Below are 21,812 nucleotides of genomic sequence, written 5' to 3' on the forward strand. Positions count from 1 at the left end.
CCGCATGTACCCCCCTCTCCTGCGCCGATGCAGATCCGTCGCCGCCCTCGCCCTGTCCGCGGCGGCGGCTCTCCTGTTCGTCCAGCCGGTCCCCGCCCAGGCCGCGACCTCGCGCCAGATCGCCGTACCGAGCGCGCCGATGGGCTGGGCCTCCTGGAACAGCTTCGCCGCGAAGATCGACTCCGGCGTCATCAAGCAGCAGACCGACGCGTTCGTGGCGGCCGGGCTGTCGGAGGCCGGGTACACGTACGTCAACATCGACGAGGGCTGGTGGCAGGGCACGCGGGACGCGGCCGGGAACATCACCGTCGACGAGTCCGAGTGGCCCGGCGGCATGGCCGCGATCGCCGACTACATCCACAGCAAGGGCCTCAAGGCCGGGATCTACACCGACGCGGGGAAGGACGGCTGCGGGTACTACTACCCGACCGGCCGCCCCGCCGCGCCCGGCTCCGGCAGCGAGGGCCACTACGACCAGGACATGCTCCAGTTCTCGAAGTGGGGCTTCGACTTCGTGAAGGTCGACTGGTGCGGCGGCGACGCGGAGGGCCTCGACCCAGCCACGACGTACCAATCCATCAGCGACGCGATCACCCGCGCGACCGCCACCACCGGCCGCCCGCTGACGCTGTCGCTGTGCAACTGGGGCCGCCAGAACCCCTGGAACTGGGCGCCCGGGCAGGGCGCGATGTGGCGCACCAACGACGACATCATTTTCTACGGCAACCAGCCGTCCATGACGAACCTGCTCACCAACTTCGACCGGAACCTGCACCCCACCGCGCAGCACACCGGCTACTACAACGACCCCGACATGCTGATGACCGGCATGGACGGCTTCACCGCGGCCCAGAACCGCACGCACATGAACCTCTGGGCGATCTCCGGCGCACCCCTCCTCGCGGGCAACAACCTAGCGACGATGACGTCCGAGACGGCCGCGATCCTCAAGAACCCCGAGGTCATCGCCGTCGACCAGGACCCGCGCGGCCTCCAGGGCGTCAAGGTCGCCGAGGACACGACCGGACTCCAGGCGTACGGCAAGGTCCTCGCCGGCACCGGCAACCGCGCCGCCGTCCTCCTCAACCGCACGTCCGCCGCCGCGAACATCACCGTCCGCTGGTCCGACCTGGGCCTCACGGACGCGTCGGCGACGGTGCGTGACCTGTGGACGCGCTCCAACATCGGTAGTTACAGCGGCAGTTACACCGCGAACGTCCCGGCGGGCGGTTCCGTCATGCTCACCGTCACCGGCGGCACCGAGGCTGCGTCCAGCGTCTACACGGGTACGTCGTCCTTCTCCGGAGTCGCGGCCGGGTCCGGGGGCGTGAAGGTCGTAGACGTCGCGTACGTCAACAACACGTCGTCCGCCCGCACGGCCACGCTCAGCGTCAACGGCCAGCACACGACGGCGGTTTCCTTCCCGCCGACGGGAGCGTCGCAGGGCACGATCAGCCTCCAGGCATCCCTGGCGAAGGGCTCGGCCAACTCCTTGACCTTCACAGGCGCACCGACACTGGCCGACATCACGGTCCGCCCCCTACCGGGAACGACCGGCACGGAAATCATCGGCACCCAGTCCACCCGCTGCCTGGACATCAACGACAACACGATCACCAACGGCACCCAAGCCCAACTCTGGGACTGCAACGCAGGCCAGAACCAGACCTGGACATACACCTCCCGCAAGGAACTCGTCCTGTACGGCACGAAATGCCTGGACGCATACAACCTCGGCACGACCAACGGCACGAAGGTAGTCATCTGGGACTGCAACGGCCAGAACAACCAGAAGTGGAACGTCAACGCGGACGGCACGATCACGAACGTCAACGCGGGCCTGTGCCTCGACGCGAACACAGCGGGCACGGCCAACGGTACGCAGATGGTCCTGTGGACCTGCAACGGGCAGGAGAATCAGAAGTGGACGCGTAACTAGGTGAGTTGGGGGGGGCGCCTCTGCCACCGAACAGGAGGCGCTCCCCACTCCACCGGGGACGGGGGTGCAGTGCACGCAGAGTCGGCAACGTACCTAAGGGGCGCGGGGAACTGCGCGATCAGCCACAACGCACCCGCACTCGCGCCGCCCCCGCCGTCCGGTGACCGGAGTGCCGAGGCTCAGCCGGTGTTCTCCTCGTCCCATGCCTGGATCATCGTCTGGCGGACGATCTTGCCGTCCCGGAGGGAGACCGCCGACTCCGCGAGGACGCGGGTGCCGTCGGCGTAGCGGCAGGATTCTGTGTAGGCGAGTTCGTCGCCCTGGACGACGCAGTGTTCGAGTTTGTGGGTCATGTCGCGGCTGTAGACGTCGTTGAGCATCGCGGCGATCTCGGTGCGGCCGTGCAGGACGAGGGGGTGGCTGGGTTGGGTGTTGTGGTCGATCACGTGGATCTCCGCGTCGTCCGCGTACAGCGACAACAGCGTCTCGGAGCTGGTCGACTCCTCGATGCCCCGGCGCAGGGTGTCGGTGTCGAAGGTGGTGCCCATGGTGATGACCTCCTGGGAGGGCCGCGGGCCGAGACGGGGACGGGCCGTAGGGCCCCCACCCTTACGAGCGTCCTCCGCACCGCGGCTCCCGGCAACCGCTCAGCCTGTCGGGTGAGCGCCGGTCACCACCCGTTACCGGCCGGGTGCCCGGCGCGTTGGGGAGGGCATGATCTCGACTCGACGCATGCTTGCCGCCGCCGCTCTCGCCGCCGGTGTCGCCGGCTTCGCCGCCCCGATGGCGAACGCCGCGGACGTTGTTCCGGACGACGGCAAGCTCAACCCGATCGCCATGCTCGACGACCTCGCCATGAGTGACATCCCCGCCGAACACCGGGACGAGATGCCGCGCGTGTCCAGCCAGGTCAGCGAGGTGAAGAAGCTGGGCGGCATCCCGAACGAGCTGGGCCAGCTGCACCAGCTCACCGACCTCGCCGCCCCGGTGACGGGTATGGTCCCGGCCATCGAGGGCTGAACGGCTACGCGACGAGGGCCGTCCGGAGAGACCTCCGGGCGGCCCTCGCGCCATGCCCGACGCGGAAGTTCAACGCAGAGAGTTCAGCGCAAAAAGTGGAACCCCGGCCGCGGATGCATCAGGAACTCGTGGTGAGAGATGTTCCACGCATACGCCCCGGCCATCGAGAACGCCACCCGATCCCCGGCCCGCACCCCACCCGCCGGAACACCCCGCGCCAGCAGATCCTTCGGCGTACACAACTGCCCCGCCAGCGTGACCAGTTCACCGGAAGCAGCGGCACGAGGCCACGGATACGCCCACTCCTCCACCGGCAACACCACGCACGGCTGATCGTGCCCCTTCGTCGCAGGCGTCCGCAGATGATGGGTCCCCCCACGCACGACCGCGAACTCCTCCCCGTGACTGCGCTTCACGTCCAGCACCTCGGTGACGTACCACCCGCAGTACGCGGTGAGCGCCCGCCCCGGCTCGATCCGCAACGTCAACTCGGGGTGAGCGTCGGCGATTTCGCCCAGCCCCTTCCCGTACGCCACCCAGTCGAACCGACTCTCAGGGTCCCTGTAGTCGACGGCCATCCCCCCACCCACATTGACCTCGGTCAGCGGAACCCCGATCCCGGTGGCCCACTCCACGACGGCCCCGGCGACGGCGACCTGAGCCTCGGCGTCGAGCCCACTGGCCAAGTGCGCGTGCACGCCGACGAGTTCGAGATTCCCGTACGCCCCTGAGGCGAGCCCCCGCGCGACGGCCGCCGCCCGCGAGGGATCCATGCCGAACGGCGTAGGCCGCCCACCCATCGCGAGCTGACTGCCCGTCAACGCCCCGTCCGGCACAGCCAGATTGACCCGAGGCAGCACCGAAACCCGCCGCCCGCCCGCCAACGCGGCCAGCATCGCCAGCTCGTACTCACTCTCGACATGGAACCGCTCGACCCCGGCGTCCAGCGCGGCCCGCACCTCGTCCGGCGTCTTCCCGGGCCCGCCGAACGCCAAGGCCCGACCGGGCACCGCCCGCGCCACATGGGCGAGTTCACCCCCGGACGACACCTCGTACCCGTCGACGTACGCCCCCAACGCGGCCAGGATCTCCGCCTCGGGATTGGCCTTGGCGGCGTAGTACACCTCGACCCGAGAGGGCAACGCATCCCGGACGGCGGCGGCATGCTCGCGCAAAGCGGCCAAGTCGTAGACGTACGAAGGGAGTTCCCCGGCAGAAAGGCCCAACGCGTACTCATGCACCCGATTCACCGGCCCACACTCCCCGCGAGGATCGACTCCGCCAACGGCGAGGCCAACCGCACATACCCCGCCTCCCGGTCCGCCTTCCGCTCCCACCGCGTGAGGAGATTCGCCTTCGCGGGCAACGGCACCCCGGCAAGGAGCGCGGCGAGCCTCGGCGGACAGCCGTGCCGCGTGGCGTACCCCTCGATCGCGCCCCGCACCCGCGCCCACAACTCGCCCTCCAGGGACGGGTGGAGATCGGCGAGGGCGGCGAGCAGCTCGGCGACGTGGTTGACGAACAGGCAGTACACGACCCGGTCCCAGCCGCGCAGCGCGTCGTACGTCATGGGCCCCGCGACGTCCGACGGGAGCGCGGCGAGGGTGTCGGAGTGGTGCTCGGGGAGCAGCTTCGTGCCCTCCAGATCGCGGAAGAGGACCTGCGCGGGCATCCCGGTCGCGTCGACGCAGACGAGGACGTTCTGGAGGTGGGGTTCCAGGACGAGCCCGTGGTCGAAGTACGCGGCGAGGACGGGCGGGAGCAGCAGATCGAGGTACGCCGACCACCAGGCGAGGGCCGTGGCGGGCGCCCCGTCGGGCAGGAGCCGCGAGATCTGCGCGCCGCTCGTGGGGAACTCGTCGGCGACGGCCGCCGCGAGGAGCGCGGTGGTCCCGGGAGCCAGCCGCCGGGGCAGCCCCTCACGGACGATCACCCCGAAGCCCTCAAGGAGATCGCGGTCGGGCGCACCGTCGGGGCCGGGCAACGCGAGGGAACGGTAGGCGGGTTCACGCAGCACGGCGGCCCCGGGGAACCGCTCCGCGAGGTCGGCGAGCGCGGGCGCGAGCATCCGGGTCAGCTCGACGGCCCCGGTCAGCTCGTAACTGCTGTTCTTGCGCAGGCAGTTGGTGATCCGCACGTTCAGGCTGAACTTGAGGAACGTCTCCCCGTCGTACAGGGTCCGCACGGACGCCGTCGCCGCGAACTCCCGGCCCCCGGTACCGAGGTCGACCACGTCACCGCGCTCCAACGCGGCCAGCAGCAAGGGGTGTTCCCGCAGATACTCGTACTGCCAAGGGTGCACCGGCAGCAGCCGGTACCCCTCGGGCACCTCCCGCAGCCCGTCCAACGCCTCGGTGGCCCACGCCTCCGCGCTGTCCCCGGCGATCAACTCCGGCCGTACGGCGAGGTAGCGGAGCGGGAACACGGCACTGGCCTCCGGCGCGAACGCGGCCCAGTCACGAGCGTCCCCGGTCCGCGCCTTGGGAGTCGGATGGAACCGATGCCCGAAGAACAACGACTGCTCGGAGGCGAGGTAAGGATCGTCAACGCCCTTGCCGTGTACGTCTGTCAGCGCCGACTCGATCGCGTCGTGACTGGACACGACCTGTGCGAGAAACTCCTCGTTCCGTACGCCGGTCCTGAGCGACAGCTCGTCGTGCGTGAGTTGGGCGAGCCGACGCCAGTCGATCTCCGCCCACCCGTCCCCCTGCTGCTCGGCGACGGGCCCGGCGAACCGGTGGGCGCCGAGGAGAGAGGTCCGGCGCAGGGCGACGCGGAGGAGAGCACCCCGGCGAGGCAGGCGCAGCAGTAGATGACCGTCGTCGACGACGCTCTGGTGCTCGGGCCCGGACACCTCGCGCAGCAGGCAGTTGAGGAGGGTGTGGGCCACGGCCCGGTCGGCGGTGGGGAGTTCGACGGGGGTGGAGGCTGTGAGGGAGTGCATCAACGGCTCCAGCGAGTACGTGGTGCGAGGAAGAGGACCGCGAGCGCGGTGACAGCCGCAGCGGCGCCACCGGTGAGGACGGGGGCCGCCGGACCGTAGCGGGCGCTGCCCACGGCGGCGGCGACACCGGCGGCGACCGCGCCGGCCTTGGAGAAGAACTCCAGCGACCCGAACATCCCGCCGGGCGCCCGCCCGTGGGCGCAGTCGGCGGCGAGGACGGAGAGACAGACGAGCCCGAGGGTGAGCCCCGCGCCGAGCACGAGCCGCACCAGGATCAACGTGGTCAGCGACCCCGCCACCCCGTGCCCGGCCAGCCCCAGCGCGATCAGCACGAACCCCAGCGCGAGCCCGCCGAGCGGCCGGTCCCGGAACGCCGAGTGCACCGGCAACGCCGCGACCAGATAACAGAGATGGGGCAGCGCGAACAGCACGCCGGACAGCGCCGACGACGTCCCCGGCACCCGCTCGTCGACCAGGGAGATCAGATAGGGGAAGGAGATGACGGTGGAGAACACGAACGCGCACTCCAGCGTGTACAGCACCCGCAGGGACACGACCGGCGTGTGCTCGACGGCCGACTCGGCCCGGCGCACGGCCTGTTGACCCGGCTCGGGCTCCGGCAGCAGCGCCAGCAGCACGGCGGCCGTCAGCGGCAGCACGGCCAGCAGCGCGTACTGCCGGTGCGGCGACAGCCACCCCGACAGCGAACCGACCACGATCGGCGCCACGACCAGCGCGGCCCGCGCACTGCCCTGCATCAGCGTGAGCGCCCGCGACAGCGCGGGCCCCTCAAGTGCCGCGCCCAGATAGCCGTTGGACGCGGCGAACGTCCCGCCCAGGATGCCCTGGAGGACGAGCGCCAGCGTGAACGTGAGCAGCGAGTCCGCCCACCCGGCGAGCAGGAACGACAGCGTGAGCCCCAACTGGGCCCGCAGCAACAGCCGTTTACGCCCGAACCGGTCGGCGAGCCGCCCCCACAAGGGCGCCCCCAGCGCACCGAACACCGTCGGCACGACATACAGCACCCCGGCCCAGCGAGCCTCGTGATCCCCCAACTCCGGGAGAATCTCGGTGAGATACGGCGGCAGCCCCAGCGCGGCGAACGACGCGACGAAGTAACACCCCGCCACCGCGTACACCTGAGCCCGCCCGAACCCGGCGCTCATGAGCCCTTCCCCACAAGGTAGTTGGGCCCGTCGGTGTAGTGCTTGTTCACGTCGGCCGCCCCGGACCGCTCCTTGGCGAGCAGCGTCCCGGCGGACACCATCGCCTTCACCGGCAGCCGGGGAGCCTCCAGAACCCGCTTCCGCAGCACGGCACCCGCGTCCCCGCCCAGCCGCTCGACGGCCTCGGCGAGCCGCTCCCGGACCAGGTCGAGGAGATCGGGGTCGTCGAGCCCGAACGCGTAGGCGCCCGCGCAGAGATGGAGGGTGATGGTCGTGAAGACGTCGGCGATCGGCCCGTCGTCCGTGGTGAAGGTACGAGGGTCGTCGAAGGCCGGCACCTCGAAGAGTCGCCCGGTGTTGACGCGCGGCCCGTCGTTGTCCTTGAACAGCAGCTTCATCCGCCCCGGTTCGAGCACCACCGACACGTTCTGCTGGTGCGACTCCAGGGCGACGCCGTACCCGAAGAGGGTGGTGTGCCAGTCGAACAGCAGGGTCAACAGCGCGTCGAAGAAGGCGAGTCGGTCACCCCCGAAGTACCGCTCCGCGAGATGGTCGACCACCAGCCGCCCACCCGGCGCCTCCGCAAGCAGCGCGGCGAGCGGTACGGCCGTCTCGCTCGGCTGCCGACGGCACAGCACCGCCAGCAACTCGTGCCCGGCGTGCGCGTACGTCGTCTCGTCGGCGTGCAACACGCTGTCCCGGAACCGGGGTTCACGCTCCAGCACCGACTCCACGAGCCGCTGTCCCGCAGCGCCGTCCACCAGCGTGCCCGGTTTGATCGAGCGCTTGTTGCGCAGCCCCAACGTCGAGGTGGCCAGCGGGAGTTTGAGGTGGAGGGAGGGATCGTCGAGGACGGCGACGGTACGCATGGAGAGGGTGGGGACGACGTCCAGGTACGGGATGTCGGAGAGGACCGCGCCGGTTTCCGGCGGGATGGCGTCCACGGTCAACGGGTGGACCGGGAACGCGATATGAGTGTCCGTCAACTCTGGCAGCCCCAGCGCGGCGAGCGTCGGCCAGACCCCGGGGAGCGTGCCGCTGAGGGTGACCGTCCCGCGGGGGACCGCGACCCACCTCAGGGTGAAGCGGGGGTGGAACTCGGGGGCGTACAGCCGGAGTTGCTCGGGGGAGAGGCCCGCGCGTCCCCGTGCCGTCGGATACACCGGGTGGTCGAGACGGGCGGCGAGCGTGTCGAGGGCGAGCGTGGGCCAGTCGGCGGGATCGGCGCCGTACCGCTCGGCGAGCGAGGCCAGTACCGGGGCCCGCGTCTCTTCGTGCAGCCGGACCGTCTCCGCCGTCTGCCGGTATTCCTCCGCGAACGCGTCGAACCCGGCCCGGTCCTCGGGGTCGGCGAGGTCGCGCAGGGCGGCGAGGACGGTGTCGTAGGAGGTCAGTCGGGCGCCGCCGTCCCGTACGAGCAGGGGGAGCCGGGCGGCGTGGTCGCTCTGGAAGCCGTCGGTCTCGACCGGGAGCGACAGCCCGGCGCGGCGGAGCCAGAGACCGTCGGGGTGCTCCTCCAGGGTGCCGTGGGTCCGCAGCCCCACGACGTCCTCGCGGAGGAACGCGGACAGGACCCGCAGCAACAACTCCGCGCCCGCAGGCGCTCCTCGCCCCAAGTCCCCGCTCACGCCTCGATCTCCCAGCGCCGTGCGGCCAGGAACTCCGCCGAGACACGGTCCACGGTCGCCTGGTCGGTGCCGGTGGCCCGGAGAACTCCCAGGTAGTCACGGTTGGTTCGATAGAGGGGGTGCGTCGTACCGACCGGCCGCAGCGGACGGTACGTCAAGTGCACGCCGTCCACGTCGAGTTCGATGGCCTCGGGAGCCGAGACGAGCGTGCCCTCCCGATCGGCGCAGGGGTAGTCGAGCCGTGCGGCACCGTCACGCCGGACGCCGAGGTCACCGGGCAGGCGAGCCCCCAAGTGCACCTGAAGGACGTGCTCGAAGAGAGGCACACCCAACAACCGGGCCAGCAACAGATCGCACTGATCGCCGATGGCCCGGTAATTGACCTCGATGATCCGAGCCCGCCCCTCGTGCACGACGAACTCGGTGTGACAGATCCCGAACCCGACGCCCAGGGCGTCCAGTTGAGCCAGCACCTGCTCGACGACCGGTTCGGGATGCGCCGGAACGAACGTCATCCGCTCCTCGATGAAGAAGGGCGGCGGCGACACTTCGGTATGGAACCCGCCCAGCACGTGCAGGATGTGCCCGTCCCCAAGAGTCTCCAGCGTGTACAGCTCGCCGGGCAGATACTCCTCGACGACGAGCACACTCCCGGGCCGCCGGGCGAAGATCTCCTCGGACCGAGCCACCAACTCTTCCGGCCCGCCCACCAGAACGACATCTTCACTGGCGACCCCTTCACGCGGCTTGACCACACAGGGGTAAGGCGCGTCCAGGGCGACAGGCGAGGAAATCTCGGCGGACCAGACGGCATCGAGCCCACTGGCAGCCAACTGCCGCCGCATCTCGGCCTTGTCCTTGCACCGCAACGCGGCCCGCCAGTCCTTCCCGGGAAGCCCGAAGTAGGAGGCGGCGAGGGCGGCTTGGGTCTGGAGGTGATCGCTGTTGGTGAAGATCCCGTCGGGCCGGTGATGCCGGGAGATCCGGGAGACGACGTCCCGGAAGTCCCGCACATCACAGGCCAGCACATCCAGCCCGGCGTAGGAGTCGGGCCGATCGGTCAGAACGGTCACCTCGATCCCGAGCCGGGCGGCGGCGGGAAGGAATCCGTCGGTGACGGAATCGGTGGGGTTGAGGGCGAGGAGATACAGACGCATAGGTGGGGGGCTTCCGCTGAAGTGGGGGGTGCGGTGGGGTGGTTACTGCGCGGCGGGCAGCGTGACCCCCGTGGCCTTCGCCACGTCCTTCAGCATCTGCTCGGCGGCCTGGACGCCGATCCCGGACATCCACGTCTCGTCCGGGACGTTGAACACCTTGCCCGCCTTGACCGCCGGCAGGTCCTTCCACACGGGGTTGGACGTGACCTGCTTCTCCTGGGTCTTGTCCGGGGTGTCGGCGGTTGTCACGAAGATCAGATCCGCATCGGCCTGATCGATCTGCTCGGGGCTGACGTCCTTCATCGTCACCGTGGGGTCGGTGGACGTCTGGGAAGCGGGCCGCCGGAAACCGATGTCGTTGAGCACGATCCCGCTGTAGGAGTTGGTCTGGTAGAGCCGGGTAGGACCGGCGATGAACCGCACGACAGAAGCGACGGGCATCTTCCCCCCGTCCTTCTTCTTGATCTCGGCCCCGAGGGCAGCGGCCTGAGTCTCGTACTTCTTCAGCGCGGCGGCGGCTTCCGACTCCAACCCCAACGCCTGCGCGTGAACGGAGAGATTCTGCTTCCACACCCCACCGGTCGTCTCCGTGAAGACGGTCGGCGCAATAGCACTCAACTTGTCATAAATCTTCTCGTGCCGAACCTTGGACGACAGGATGAGGTCGGGCTTCAGCGAGGCGATCTTCTCCAGGTTGGGCTCAAGCAGCGGCCCGACATCCTGGGTCCCGCCCAACTCGCCCTTGAGGTACGTCGGGAACCCGCCCTCGGTCTTGAAGTGGGGAGGCACGGCACCGACGGGATCGATGCCGAGGAGGGTCACGTCGTCCAGCTCACCCGTATCGAGCACGACGACTCTCTTGGGCTTGGCCGGGATCTTGACGTCGCCCATGGCGGTCTTGACGGTCCGGGGGAACCCGGCGGAGTCGCCGGCGGCCGAGGCGTCGGCCTTGGGGGAATCGTTTCCGCTGTCACTGCTGCCGCAACCGGTCAGCACGACCGCACCGAGGGCGACAGCGACCGGAACGGCCTTGAGACGGCCGATTCCGCGCAGGGAGGAACGCATGGTGAACATGGGGGGTGAACTTTCTTGTAGGGGAGATGAGTTCAGTCGCGCGAAGCGGCCGTATGCCGCGCCGCGCTGCTTTTCGGGATGACCAGCGGCGTGCCGGTCTCCGGATCGGGAACGATCCGACAGTCGACGTCGAACACGGACTTCACGAGCTCCGCGTCGAGCACCTCGGACGGCGCCCCGGCGGCGGCGAGTCGGCCGTCCTTGAGGACGACCATGTGGTCGGCGTACCGCGCGGCCTGCCCGAGGTCGTGGAGGACCATGACGACGGTCCGCCCGGCGTCCGCGTGCAGGGCGGACACCAGGTCGAGGACGTCGAGTTGATGACGCAGGTCGAGGAAGGTCGTCGGCTCGTCCAGCAGAAGCAGCTCCGTGTCCTGGGCCAACGCGAGCGCGATCCAGGCGCGTTGACGCTGCCCGCCGGAGAGCCGGTCGACGGGCTGGTCACGCAGCGGCGTCGTGCCGGTCCGCTCCAGAGCCTCGTCCACAGCCTTCTGGTCGGCGGCCGACCAGGGGCTCAGCAGCCGCTGATGCGGGTAGCGGCCGAGCCGTACGAGCGCCTCGACGGTGATCGCCTCGGGGGTCACCGGCTGCTGGGGCAGCAGCCCCATCCGGCGGGCCAGGGTCCGCGCGTCCATGCGGTGGATGTCGGAGCCGTCGAGCGTGACGGTCCCGGCGGCCGGTGCGAGGAGGCGGCTCAGGCCCCTCAACAGGGTTGATTTTCCGCACGCGTTGGGCCCAACGATCGCCGTGACCGCCCCGCCGGGGATCGTGAGGTCGAGGCCGTCGACGATCGTCCGGTCGCCGTAACGCAGTGCGAGGCCCTCGGTGGTGAGCTGGTTGGTCATCAGGAGTTCCTCTTCACGTTCACGGGCGAGGACTGGCGGAGCATGAGCACCAGCAGCCAGGGCGCCCCGAGGGTCGCGGTGACCGCGCCGACGGGCAGCCCCTCGACCGGCAGGAGGTGCTGGACGACGAGGTCGGAGCCGAGCAGCAGGACGGCGCCGGTGAGCGCGGCCAGCGCGAGCGTCACGGCCGTAGGAGGTCCCGTCAGGAACCGCACGATGTGTGGCACGGCGAGCGCGACGAACGTCACGGGCCCGGCGAGCGCGGCGGCGAGGGACGCCAACACGACGGCCAGGACGAGGAGTTGGAGTCGCGTGCGGGACGTGTTGAGGCCGAGCGCGCCCGCCGAGTCGTCCCCGAGGTCGAGTACCGCGAGCCGCCGGTTCATCACCAGCGCCACGGCGAGCGCGAGCACCATCGCCGCCGTACCGCCCCACACCTCGGTCCACGTCCGCCCGTACACCGAACCCGTCGTCCACTGGAGCGCCGATCCGGCCAGCTCCGCCGGGAAGCGGACGATCATCAGGTTGACGGCCGCCGCGAGCGCCGCCTGCACGGCGAGGCCGGTGAGGACCAGGCGGGTGACCGAGAGCCCGGAACCCCAGCTGAAGACGCCCAGCAGCAGCGCCGCGAGGAGGCCGCCGCCGAGCGCGCCGAGCGGGATCAGGGTCTGCGAGGCACCGGCCGCGAGCAGCGACACCGCGCCGAGGGACGCGCCGCCGGTGACGCCCATGACGTCCGGCGAGGCGAGCGGGTTGCGGAACAGGCGTTGCAGCACGCACCCGGCCGCGCCGAGCCCGGCACCCGCGACGATCGCCGCGAACGCCCGGGGCGCGCGGAACTCCTGGACGACCAGGACGTCACCGGAGTCCCCGAGCCCGACCAGCGCGCGCAGCGCCGTACCGGCCGGGATGGACATCGTGCCGGTCGCCAGCGACACGGCCAGCAGGACGATGAGGGCGACGAGGCCGGTCCCCGCGAAGAGCAGGACGCGCCTGCGGTAGGCGTTCATCGGGTCACCTTCCGCGCGAGGAGAGCCAGCAGCGGGGCGCCCAAGAAGGCGGTGACGATGCCGACTTCGAGCTCCGAGGGGCGGATCACCAGCCGGCCCAGGACGTCGGCGGAGAGCAGCAGGATCGGGCCCGCGAGGAGGCAGCCGGGTACGAGGAGCCGGTGGTCGCTGCCCAGGAAGGGGCGTACGAGGTGCGGCGCGGCCAGTCCGATGAACGCGACCGGACCCGCGACGGCGACCGAGGACCCCGCGAGCAGGACGACCGCGATACCGCCCGCGAGCCGTACCTTCCCGACCGGGACGCCGAGCGCCGCCGCCGAATCGTCGCCCAGCGCAAGGGTGTTGAGCGCGGGGGAGACCGCGAGGGCGACGACCAGGCCGAGGACCAGCGTCGGCAGCACCTGCCACAGCGCGGACAGCGGACGCTCCGCGAGCGAGCCGGCCAGCCAGAAGCGGGCCTCGTCCAGCGTGCGCTGGTTGAGGAGCATCACCGCCGACGTCCAGGAGATCAGCACCAGTTGGAGGACCGTGCCGCCAAGTGCCAGGCGTACGGGGTCGATGTCGCCCGAGCGGCGGGCCAGGGCCTGCGCGAAGAGGGCGGCTGCCGCCGCGCCGGCGAACGCGAACCAGACGTACTCCACCGGATTGTCGAGCCCGAGCGCGTAGATCGCGACCACGACCGCGAACCCCGCGCCCGCGTTGATGCCGAGGGTCGTCGGCGAGGCGAGCGGGTTGCGGGTGACGCCCTGCGCGACCGCACCGGCGACGCCGAGCGCGGCGCCGACGAAGAGGCCGATCACCGTGCGCGGCAGGCGCAGGCCCGTCACGACCAGCGCGTCACGGCCGTGCGCGTCGCCGAACAGCGCGTCCGCCACCGTCGACAGAGGGACGGAACGGGCGCCGAGCGCGAGGCTCAGCGCGGTGCACAGCACCAACGCGGCGGTTCCCAGCAGGAACAGGGACATGTGCCGAAAGGCACGGGAGGACACACCTGGAGGTGGTGTGTCCCGATGAGTCGCAGTCACGAGCGGTGAGCTTAGGTTAGGCTTCCTTTAGTTTTCAACCGCTGTGGAATCACTGTGATCTTTCTTGCGATCTTCACACGGTACATCGCGGTTGGGAACACCCCCGAGCTGGAAACCTTGTCCCGTGTGGAGCACCCCATGCCCGTCACCGACGTCCTGCACCGCGTCACCGCCCTGTGCGACGTCCTCGACGTCCGGGTGACGGCCGAGGAACCCCTCGGCGCCGACCTCCTCACCGACACCGCCGCGTTCGTCGACGCCGAGGCGGACCGCATCCGCGAGCGCTACGACGTCACCGTCCCCCGCCACGTCGCCGCCTCCCGCGCCCTCCACGACTACGCCTGGTCAGCGGCGCTGCTGATGAGCGGACCGTGGTTCCTGGAACGCCGGGTGCCGCTGATCCGGCCTCAGGACATCCGTGTCGACCTCGCGACGGCGTCTTACGAGGTACGGCCGACCGAAGCTCTCGCCGACGACCTCCTTGACGCCCTCACCGCCCACATGGAACCCGTACTGGACGCATTCGCACCGCTCACCCGGCGCGGATCACGAGCACTGTGGGGCATGGTCGGCGACGACCTCGTCTCCGGACTCTGGTACCTGGGACGGGTGTTGGACCGCGAGGACGACGGCATACGCGCCGCGAGCGAGATCCTCCCCGGCCCGACCGGCCGCTTCCCGACAGGCGCCGGATTCCGCAACTTGACGGCCGCAGACGGCAGTTGCCACCCGACCCGCACCCGCGCCGGATGCTGCATGTTCTACGCGGTACGCCCGGCCGAGGCGTGCGGTACTTGCCCGCGCACCTCCGACGCCGAACGCCTGCGCAGGCTCGGCTAGTTCACCGGTTGCGGCGGTGAATCCCCCGCCGCCAGGAACTGCGTCGCCGCCAACTCCGCGTACAGCGGGTCCCCGCCAACGAGTTCACGGTGCGTGCCCACCGCGCGTACCTTCCCCGCGTCCATCACGACGATCCGGTCCGCCATCGTCACCGTCGACAGCCGGTGCGCCACGACCAGAACCGTCGTCGACCGCGCCACGTCCGCGACCGTGTCCCTCAGAGCCGCCTCGTTCACCGCGTCCAGTTGGGACGTCGCCTCGTCCAGCATCAACAGCCTGGGCCGACGCAGCAACGCCCGCGCGATCGCCACTCGTTGGCGCTCGCCGCCCGACAGCTTCGTACCCCGGTGACCGACCAACGTCTCCAGGCCCTGGGGGAGTCGCTCGATCAGGTCGTCCAACCTCGTTGTCTTCAGGACGCGTTGGACGGCGGCCTCGTCCGCGTCCGGGTTGCCGAGCAGGAGGTTGTCCAGCAGGGAGCCCGACAGGACCGGCGCGTCCTGCTCCACGTACCCGATGGCCGACCGGAGTTCGGACAGGTCCCAGTCGTCGAGCGGGCGGCCGTCGACCGTGACGACGCCCTCCTCGGGGTCGTAGAACCGCTCGATCAGCGAGAACACCGTCGTCTTGCCCGCGCCCGACGGGCCCACGAACGCCGTCATACCCCGGGGCGGCACGGAGAACGTCACCCCGTGGTGGACGAACGGCAGGTCGTCGGCGTACCGGAAGCGGACGTCCGTGAAGGTGACCGAGGCCGGTTCGGCGTCCGACGCGGGGAGAGGCGCCGGGTGGGTCGACGGCTCGGCGGGGAGGTCCAGCGCCTCCTGGATCCGGGTCAGCGCCGCCGAGCCCGTCTGGTACTGGGCGACCGCGCCCACCAACTCCTGGATCGGCGACATCAGATAGAAGACGTACAGCAGGAACGCCACCAGCGTGCCGATCCCGATCGCGCCCGTCGCCACCCGCGCCCCGCCCACCGCGAGGACCGTGATGAACGCCACCTGGATCGCGAGCCCCGCCGTGTTCCCGGCCGCCGCCGACCACATCGCCGCGCGCACGCTCTGCCGCCACGACTCCTCGGCCGCCGCGTGCAGCGCCTTCTCCTCACGGTGCTCGGCGCCCGACGCCTTCACCGTCCGCAGCGCGCCCAGCACCCGCTCCAGCGAGGCACCCATCACCCCGACCGCGTCCTGCGCCCTGCGGCTCGCGCGGTTGATGCGCGGCACGATCAGGCCGATCACCAGCGCCGTGCACGCCACCACGCCCAGCGTCACCGCCAGCAGCACCACGTCCACGAACCCCATCGCCACGACGGTCGCCACCAGCGTCAGCCCGCCCGTCCCGAGCCCGACCAGCGAGTCCGTCGTCACCTCCCGCAACAGCGTCGTGTCGGACGTGATCCGGGCCATCAGGTCACCCGGCTCGGTGCGGTCGACCGCCGTGATCCGCAGGCGCAGGAGGTACGACGACAGCGCCTTGCGCGCGCCGAGCACGACCGACTCGGCGGTGCGGCGCAGGACGAACGAACCCAGGCCGCCCAGCACGGCGTTGAGGAGCACCAGGCCCGTCATCAGAGCCAACGCCCCGCTGATCGCCCGGTCGTTGGACAGGTCGGCTATCAACTCCCGTGCCACCAAGGGGAGGAGCAGTCCCGCAGCGCCGGTCAGCAGCGAGAGAATCGCTCCGCCGAGCATGGCCCGGCGGTGCGGCCGGACGTACCCGAGGAGCAGGCGCCAGGGGGGAGTGGTCTGCTGCACGTCTCTCCTCGGTTCGTCGGACACATCACCAGCCTACGGTCGGCCGGATGTGATACCGGGCGTGATCACTTCCGCGTAGGGTCGGAGGCGGGACGTAAAGAAAGGGTCAGCACATGGCACAGGAAGTACGCGGAGTCATCGCACCGGGGAAGGACGAACCGGTACGGGTCGAGACGATCGTCGTCCCGGACCCCGGTCCCGGTGAGGCCGTCGTCCAGATCCAGGCGTGCGGGGTGTGTCACACCGACCTGCACTACAAGCAGGGCGGCATCAACGACGAGTTCCCGTTCCTCCTCGGGCACGAGGCGGCCGGTGTCGTCGAGTCCGTCGGCGAGGGGGTGACCGACGTCGCCCCCGGCGACTTCGTGATCCTCAACTGGCGTGCCGTGTGCGGGAACTGCCGGGCCTGTCTGCGTGGGCGCCCGCAGTACTGCTTCAACACCCACAACGCCGAGCAGAAGATGACCCTCGCCTCGACGGGGCAGGAGCTGTCGCCGGCGCTCGGGATCGGGGCGTTCGCCGAGAAGACCCTCGTCGCCGCCGGGCAGTGCACCAAGGTCGACCCGTCGGTGTCCCCGGCCGTCGCCGGGCTCCTCGGGTGCGGCGTGATGGCCGGGATCGGTGCCGCCATCAACACCGGGGGCGTCGGACGCGGTGACAGCGTCGCCGTCATCGGGTGCGGCGGCGTCGGGGACGCGGCCATCGCCGGGGCCCGCCTCGCCGGTGCCGGGCGGATCATCGCCGTCGACATCGACGAGCGCAAGCTCGCCAAGGCGCGCGAGCTGGGGGCGACGCACACCGTCAACTCCCGCGAGACCGACGCCGTTACCGCGATCCAGGAGCTGACCGGCGGGTTCGGGGCGGACGTCGTGATCGACGCGGTCGGCCATCCGGAGACGTACAAGCAGGCTTTCTACGCGCGGGACTTGGCCGGGACCGTCGTCCTCGTCGGCGTGCCCACGCCCGAGATGAAGCTCGAACTCCCCTTGCTGGACGTGTTCGGGCGCGGTGGGTCGCTCAAGTCGTCCTGGTACGGGGACTGTCTGCCCTCGCGGGACTTCCCGATGCTGATCGACCTGCATCTCCAAGGGCGGCTGCCGCTCGACGCGTTCGTCACCGAGACCATCCAACTCGACGAGGTGGAGAAGGCGTTCGACCGGATGCACCAGGGCGACGTGCTGCGTTCGGTGGTGGTCCTCTGATGGCCGCGCGCATCGAACGGCTCGTCACGTCCGGCCAGTTCACCCTCGACGGGGGGACCTGGGACGTCGACAACAACGTCTGGATCGTCGGCGACGACCACGAGGTCATCGTCATCGACGCCGCGCACGACGCGCAGGCCATCGCCGACGCGGTCGGGGATCGGCGGCTGACGGCGATCATCTGCACCCACGCCCACAACGACCACGTCAACGCGGCTCCCGCGCTCGCGGAGTTGACCGGCGCGCGGATCTGGCTGCACCCCGAGGACCTTCCGCTGTGGAAGCTCGCGCATCCCGACCGGGACCCCGACGAGCACCTCGCCGACGGGCAGGTCATCGAGGCGGCCGGCGCGGACCTGCGGGTCATCCACACGCCGGGGCACGCGCCGGGCGCGGTGTGCCTGTACGACCCCGCGCTGGGTGCCGTCTTCACGGGCGACACGCTGTTCGCGGGCGGGCCCGGGGCGACGGGGCGCTCGTACAGCCACTTCCCGACGATCATCGACTCGATCCGGGGCCGGTTGCTCGAACTCCCCGCGGAGACGCGGGTGTTGACCGGGCACGGGGACGAGACGACGATCGGGGCGGAGGCGCCGCACCTGGAGGAGTGGATCGCGCGGGGGCACTGAAAAGCGCGAGATCGCTTGAATAGGCGACAGAAGGTGTCCGGATTCTCGGGAACCCTCGTACACATGAGCCAGAACGAGAACCCGGACACCCCCCTCCACGGCAAGGTCGCCCTCGTCGCCGGTGCCACGCGCGGCGCCGGGCGCGGGATCGCCGTAGAACTCGGCGCCGCCGGAGCCACCGTGTACGTCACCGGCCGCAGCACCCGGCAGAAGCGCTCCGAGTACGACCGCCCCGAGACCATCGAGGACACCGCCGACCTCGTCACCGAAGCGGGCGGCCAGGGGATCGCCGTACCCACCGACCACCTGGAGCCCGACCAGGTCAAGGCCCTCGTCGAACGCATCGACGCCGAACAGGGCCGCCTCGACGTCCTGGTGAACGACATCTGGGGCGCCGAGAACCTCGTCGAGTGGGACGCGCCGGTCTGGGAGCACGACCTGGAGAAGGGGCTGCGGACGCTGAGGCTGGCGATCGACACGCACGCCATCACCTCCCACCACGCCCTCCCGCTCCTGCTGCGCCACCCCGGTGGCCTGGTCGTCGAGATGACCGACGGCACCGCGGAGTACAACCGCGACAACTACCGCCTCAACTACTTCTACGACCTAGCCAAGTCCGCCGTCCTGCGCATGGGATTCGCCCTCGGCCACGAACTCGCCCCACGCGGCGCGACCGCCCTAGTCCTCACCCCCGGCTGGATGCGCTCCGAACTCATGCTGGAGCACTACGGCGTCCGCGAGGACAACTGGCGCGACGCCCTGGAAAAGGTCCCCCACTTCGCGATCTCCGAGACCCCCCGCTACGTAGGCCGCGCGGTCGCCGCCCTAGCGGCCGACCCCGACGTCTCCCGCTACAACGGCCAGTCCCTCTCCGGCGGAGCCCTCGCCCAGAAATACAACTTCACCGACCTCGACGGAAGCCGCCCCGACGCATGGCGCTACCTGGTGGAAGTCCAGGACGCGGGGAAACCGGCGGATGTGTCCGGCTATCGGTGATCCCGTTGCCGACTGAGGGAAAGTTCACTGTTCTGTCACAGGCCCATGTGGGGTACAACCGACGTGTCCGGTGAAGGGTCTAGACAGGCGAGGAACATCTTGAGGGAGGCAGGGCATGGGGGACATACGTAGACGAGCGGCGATCGTGGCCGGAGTGACGGGGCTTGTGGCGCCGCTCACGATTGCGCTCGGGGCCGGGACGGCTCAGGCGGCTAGTTGTACGACCTCGGCGGGGCCGTACCAGAAGCAGGTCGAGAAGTTTTTGGGGCGGCCGGTTGATGGGAAGCAGTCCAGTGCGGACTGCAAGGCGATCCGGGCGTTCCAGAACAAGCACGGGATCAGCCCGAACATCGGGTACGCGGGGTCCGTCACGTGGGGCGTGATGGATCTCATGAACAAGCAGAAGGCCGTGGGGAGCAATCCCAACAAGGACGGCAAGTGCCCGACGAACAAGGGCCGGATCGCCTGTGTGAACCTGACGCTCCAGCTGAGCTGGATCCAGGACGGCAAGAAGCTGGTGTACGGGCCGGTGCCGGTGCGCAGTGGGCGGGACGGGTTCGAGACGCGTACGGGGCTGAAGAAGATCTACTGGCGGCACATCGACCACGTGTCGACGATCTACAACGTGCCCATGCCGTACAGCCAGTTCTTCGACGGCGGCCAGGCGTTCCACTCCGTGGGGATCAGCGTGTGGAACCCGCCGGGGTCGCACGGGTGCGTCAACATGACGACCACGGCGGCGAAGAAGTACTGGTCACTGCTGCGGAACGGGGACGACGTCTTCGTCTACGGCCGTAAGCCGGGCACCTGACAGGGGTCCCCTTTGAGGCCGGATCGCCTTTTTGTTCCGGGCAGTTGACGTGATCAGTAACACGGTCCGATATGCCCGGAATGAAACCTATTAACTCACGCGGTCTTCACCCCCGGCGCCGTAAGATTCACACCATGTCCATCACTGTTGAACCCCTTACCGAGCGATCGGCCGCGGAGGTCAACGAGGAGATCAGGGCCCTGTGGCTCCGGTCGGGCGGGATTTTGCGCGGGGACCAGCGCGAGGAGTATCAGCGGCTGGTGACGGAGTGGGCCGCGGTCTCGCACCGGACGGACCGCGTGGCCTGAACTCCCCGGCCTCCCTTACCTCTTGGGCACCTACCGACGCGGTGGGTGCCCTTTTGCGCGCCCCGCCCCCTCAGCTCCAGTTCGCCGCGTAATACCGCTGGTACTCCTTACGGTCCCGCTCCTCGCGCAGATACCGAGTGAAGAACAACGCCCCCATGCTCGCCGCGATGATCAGCAGCCCCGGCCCGATCGCCAGCGGATTCGTCAGCTTCGAGGCCAGCGACGTGCCGTTCACCGGAGTCGTCGATCCCGGCGCCGCCGAACCCGGCGCGATCGCCGCCTGCGTGGGGGAGGGGCTCGGCGCCGCGCCGCCCTGCTGCGCGCCGTCCGCTCGCGCGGCCACGATCAGCTTCAGCTTCGTCGACGCGAGCGCCGTGGTCACCGGCTGGAAGAACGTCGTACCCCCCGCCGTACAGTCCCCGCTGCCGCCCGAGGTGACGCCGAGCGCGATGCCCTCCGAGAACATCGGGCCGCCGCTGTCGCCGGGCTCCGCGCACACGTTCGTCTCGATCAGCCCGGTGACCGTGCCCTCCGGGTAGTTGACGGTCGAGTTCAGCGCGGTGACCTGGCCGTCGCGCAGCCCCGTCGTACTCCCGCTGCGGAACACGCGCTGGCCCACGACCGGGTCACCGAAGCCCGTGATCTTCACGCCGTTCCCGTTGCCGATCGCGACGATGTCCGCGCCCTCGCCCGCCTTGCCGTTCGCGTACTGGATCACCGAGTAGTCGCCGCCCGGGAACGAGGAGTCGACCGTCTGCCCGATCTCCTGCGACGCCTGGTCGTTCCCGAACCAGATCGAACCGTTCGGCCCGCAGTGCCCGGCGGTCAGGATGAAGTCCTGCTGCCCGTTGGTGACGTTGAACCCGGCCGAACACCGGCCGCTCGTCGAGAGGATGGGCAGCGCACCGTTGACCCGGGTGGTGAACTTGCCCTTCGTGCGCTCCATTTGTACGAAGCTGCCGATGCCGGACGCGACCTTCGTCATCCGCGACCAGTCGTCCGCCGACACCGTGCTGTCCGCCTGGACGACCACCTTGTTCGTGCGGTAGTCCACCGACCACGCCGTGCCCGCAACCCTCGGCGCGTCCTTCAACGTCGTGGTGGCCGCCTTGAGTTCGTTCATGCTGTGGCCGACCATCTTCGGCTGGGCGCCGGCCTTGCGGACCTCGTCCGCGGCGGTGTCGTCGGTGACCGCGACGACGGGTTTGCCGTCCGCGCCGATCCAACTGCCCGCCGTCCGCGCGGTGCCGAGCCTCTTCGTCAGCTCGGTCCCGGTCTGGCCCGCCGTATCCGCCGAACTCCTCACCAGCGACGACGAGTTCGGCGTCTCGCCCGCCATCGCCGCCTGCGCGACCATGACGCCTCCCAGGAGGACCCCGCCGACGGCCGCCAGCCGTGTCACTCGCCGGACGGTGCGTCGTCGTACGTGCCTCATACCTGGCTCCCGAACCCGAACACGCG

General features: G+C 70.0%; 20 protein-coding genes. 8 read left to right on the forward strand and 12 right to left on the reverse strand.

The window, feature by feature from the left end; all coding sequences use genetic code 11:
• The first annotated feature begins 4 nt into the window (after positions 1-4).
• Positions 5-1,939: a ricin-type beta-trefoil lectin domain protein gene (locus J8M50_RS21435; protein WP_010354509.1), complete on the forward strand. Its 1,935-nt coding sequence runs from the start codon at positions 5-7 to the stop codon at positions 1,937-1,939.
• A gap of 179 nt (positions 1,940-2,118) precedes the next feature.
• On the opposite strand, the gene J8M50_RS21440 is transcribed toward J8M50_RS21435, so the two are convergent.
• Positions 2,119-2,487 carry a nuclear transport factor 2 family protein gene (locus tag J8M50_RS21440; protein ID WP_010354508.1) on the reverse strand — a complete coding sequence of 123 codons (369 nt, stop codon included), beginning with the start codon at positions 2,485-2,487 and terminating at the stop codon, positions 2,119-2,121.
• A 166-nt stretch (positions 2,488-2,653) separates the two neighbouring features.
• Between J8M50_RS21440 and J8M50_RS21445 the strand changes: the two genes are divergently transcribed.
• Entirely contained in the window at positions 2,654-2,959 is a 306-nt protein-coding gene (locus J8M50_RS21445) for a hypothetical protein (protein WP_029183960.1), read from the forward strand.
• Positions 2,960-3,042: 83 nt separating this feature from the next.
• On the opposite strand, the gene J8M50_RS21450 is transcribed toward J8M50_RS21445, so the two are convergent.
• From J8M50_RS21450 to J8M50_RS21490, 9 genes are read right to left on the reverse strand one after another with little or no spacing between them, the layout of a single operon-like run.
• Positions 3,043-4,200, reverse strand: coding sequence for a type III PLP-dependent enzyme (locus J8M50_RS21450; RefSeq protein WP_010354506.1), 1,158 nt, complete (start codon positions 4,198-4,200; stop codon positions 3,043-3,045).
• A gap of 5 nt (positions 4,201-4,205) precedes the next feature.
• On the reverse strand, positions 4,206-5,903 hold the full coding sequence (locus J8M50_RS21455) for an IucA/IucC family protein (protein WP_010354504.1): 1,698 nt from the start codon (positions 5,901-5,903) through the stop codon (positions 4,206-4,208).
• On the reverse strand, positions 5,903-7,069 hold the full coding sequence (locus J8M50_RS21460) for an MFS transporter (RefSeq protein ID WP_010354503.1): 1,167 nt from the start codon (positions 7,067-7,069) through the stop codon (positions 5,903-5,905). Before J8M50_RS21460 ends, J8M50_RS21455 begins: the two co-directional genes overlap by 1 nt.
• The gene (locus J8M50_RS21465) at positions 7,066-8,697 is read right to left on the reverse strand and encodes an IucA/IucC family protein (protein ID WP_223786236.1); all 1,632 of its coding nucleotides are present in this window, start codon (positions 8,695-8,697) and stop codon (positions 7,066-7,068) included. The genes J8M50_RS21460 and J8M50_RS21465 overlap by 4 nt, the downstream gene beginning before the upstream one ends.
• Complete coding sequence (locus tag J8M50_RS21470; protein ID WP_010354501.1) at positions 8,694-9,854, reverse strand: ATP-grasp domain-containing protein; 1,161 nt, start codon at positions 9,852-9,854, stop codon at positions 8,694-8,696. The genes J8M50_RS21465 and J8M50_RS21470 overlap by 4 nt, the downstream gene beginning before the upstream one ends.
• A gap of 42 nt (positions 9,855-9,896) precedes the next feature.
• Entirely contained in the window at positions 9,897-10,928 is a 1,032-nt protein-coding gene (locus J8M50_RS21475; RefSeq protein WP_010354500.1) for an ABC transporter substrate-binding protein, read from the reverse strand.
• Positions 10,929-10,960: 32 nt separating this feature from the next.
• Positions 10,961-11,773, reverse strand: a complete 813-nt coding sequence (locus J8M50_RS21480; RefSeq protein WP_010354499.1) for an ABC transporter ATP-binding protein — start codon at positions 11,771-11,773, stop codon at positions 10,961-10,963.
• Entirely contained in the window at positions 11,773-12,783 is a 1,011-nt protein-coding gene (locus J8M50_RS21485) for a FecCD family ABC transporter permease (protein WP_010354498.1), read from the reverse strand. Before J8M50_RS21485 ends, J8M50_RS21480 begins: the two co-directional genes overlap by 1 nt.
• Positions 12,780-13,748, reverse strand: coding sequence for a FecCD family ABC transporter permease (locus J8M50_RS21490; RefSeq protein ID WP_010354497.1), 969 nt, complete (start codon positions 13,746-13,748; stop codon positions 12,780-12,782). Before J8M50_RS21490 ends, J8M50_RS21485 begins: the two co-directional genes overlap by 4 nt.
• Before the next feature lie 198 nt (positions 13,749-13,946).
• Between J8M50_RS21490 and J8M50_RS21495 the strand changes: the two genes are divergently transcribed.
• On the forward strand, positions 13,947-14,648 hold the full coding sequence (locus J8M50_RS21495) for a (2Fe-2S)-binding protein (RefSeq protein ID WP_078480852.1): 702 nt from the start codon (positions 13,947-13,949) through the stop codon (positions 14,646-14,648).
• Here J8M50_RS21495 and J8M50_RS21500 read toward each other — a convergent pair.
• The gene (locus J8M50_RS21500; protein WP_010354495.1) at positions 14,645-16,405 is read right to left on the reverse strand and encodes an ABC transporter ATP-binding protein; all 1,761 of its coding nucleotides are present in this window, start codon (positions 16,403-16,405) and stop codon (positions 14,645-14,647) included. The two genes, J8M50_RS21495 and J8M50_RS21500, sit on opposite strands and share 4 nt — an antisense overlap.
• 113 nt (positions 16,406-16,518) lie before the next feature.
• On the opposite strand from J8M50_RS21500, the gene J8M50_RS21505 reads away from it, so the two are divergent.
• The 5 genes from J8M50_RS21505 to J8M50_RS21525 all read left to right on the forward strand — a co-directional run bounded on the left by J8M50_RS21505 (position 16,519) and on the right by J8M50_RS21525 (position 20,351).
• On the forward strand, positions 16,519-17,607 hold the full coding sequence (locus tag J8M50_RS21505; RefSeq protein ID WP_010354494.1) for an S-(hydroxymethyl)mycothiol dehydrogenase: 1,089 nt from the start codon (positions 16,519-16,521) through the stop codon (positions 17,605-17,607).
• A complete protein-coding gene (locus tag J8M50_RS21510; protein ID WP_010354493.1) occupies positions 17,607-18,236 on the forward strand; it encodes an MBL fold metallo-hydrolase in 630 nt (209 codons plus the stop codon). The genes J8M50_RS21505 and J8M50_RS21510 overlap by 1 nt, the downstream gene beginning before the upstream one ends.
• 63 nt (positions 18,237-18,299) lie before the next feature.
• Positions 18,300-19,232 carry an SDR family oxidoreductase gene (locus J8M50_RS21515; protein WP_010354492.1) on the forward strand — a complete coding sequence of 311 codons (933 nt, stop codon included), beginning with the start codon at positions 18,300-18,302 and terminating at the stop codon, positions 19,230-19,232.
• A 115-nt stretch (positions 19,233-19,347) separates the two neighbouring features.
• Positions 19,348-20,043 carry a L,D-transpeptidase family protein gene (locus J8M50_RS21520; protein ID WP_040836752.1) on the forward strand — a complete coding sequence of 232 codons (696 nt, stop codon included), beginning with the start codon at positions 19,348-19,350 and terminating at the stop codon, positions 20,041-20,043.
• Positions 20,044-20,177: 134 nt separating this feature from the next.
• Positions 20,178-20,351, forward strand: a complete 174-nt coding sequence (locus J8M50_RS21525; RefSeq protein ID WP_010354490.1) for a hypothetical protein — start codon at positions 20,178-20,180, stop codon at positions 20,349-20,351.
• A 70-nt stretch (positions 20,352-20,421) separates the two neighbouring features.
• On the opposite strand, the gene J8M50_RS21530 is transcribed toward J8M50_RS21525, so the two are convergent.
• Positions 20,422-21,786 carry a S1 family peptidase gene (locus J8M50_RS21530; RefSeq protein ID WP_040836750.1) on the reverse strand — a complete coding sequence of 455 codons (1,365 nt, stop codon included), beginning with the start codon at positions 21,784-21,786 and terminating at the stop codon, positions 20,422-20,424.
• Positions 21,787-21,812: the final 26 nt, after the last annotated feature.

It is taken from the genome of Streptomyces acidiscabies, assembly GCF_020010905.1.
Classification (GTDB): domain Bacteria; phylum Actinomycetota; class Actinomycetes; order Streptomycetales; family Streptomycetaceae; genus Streptomyces; species Streptomyces acidiscabies.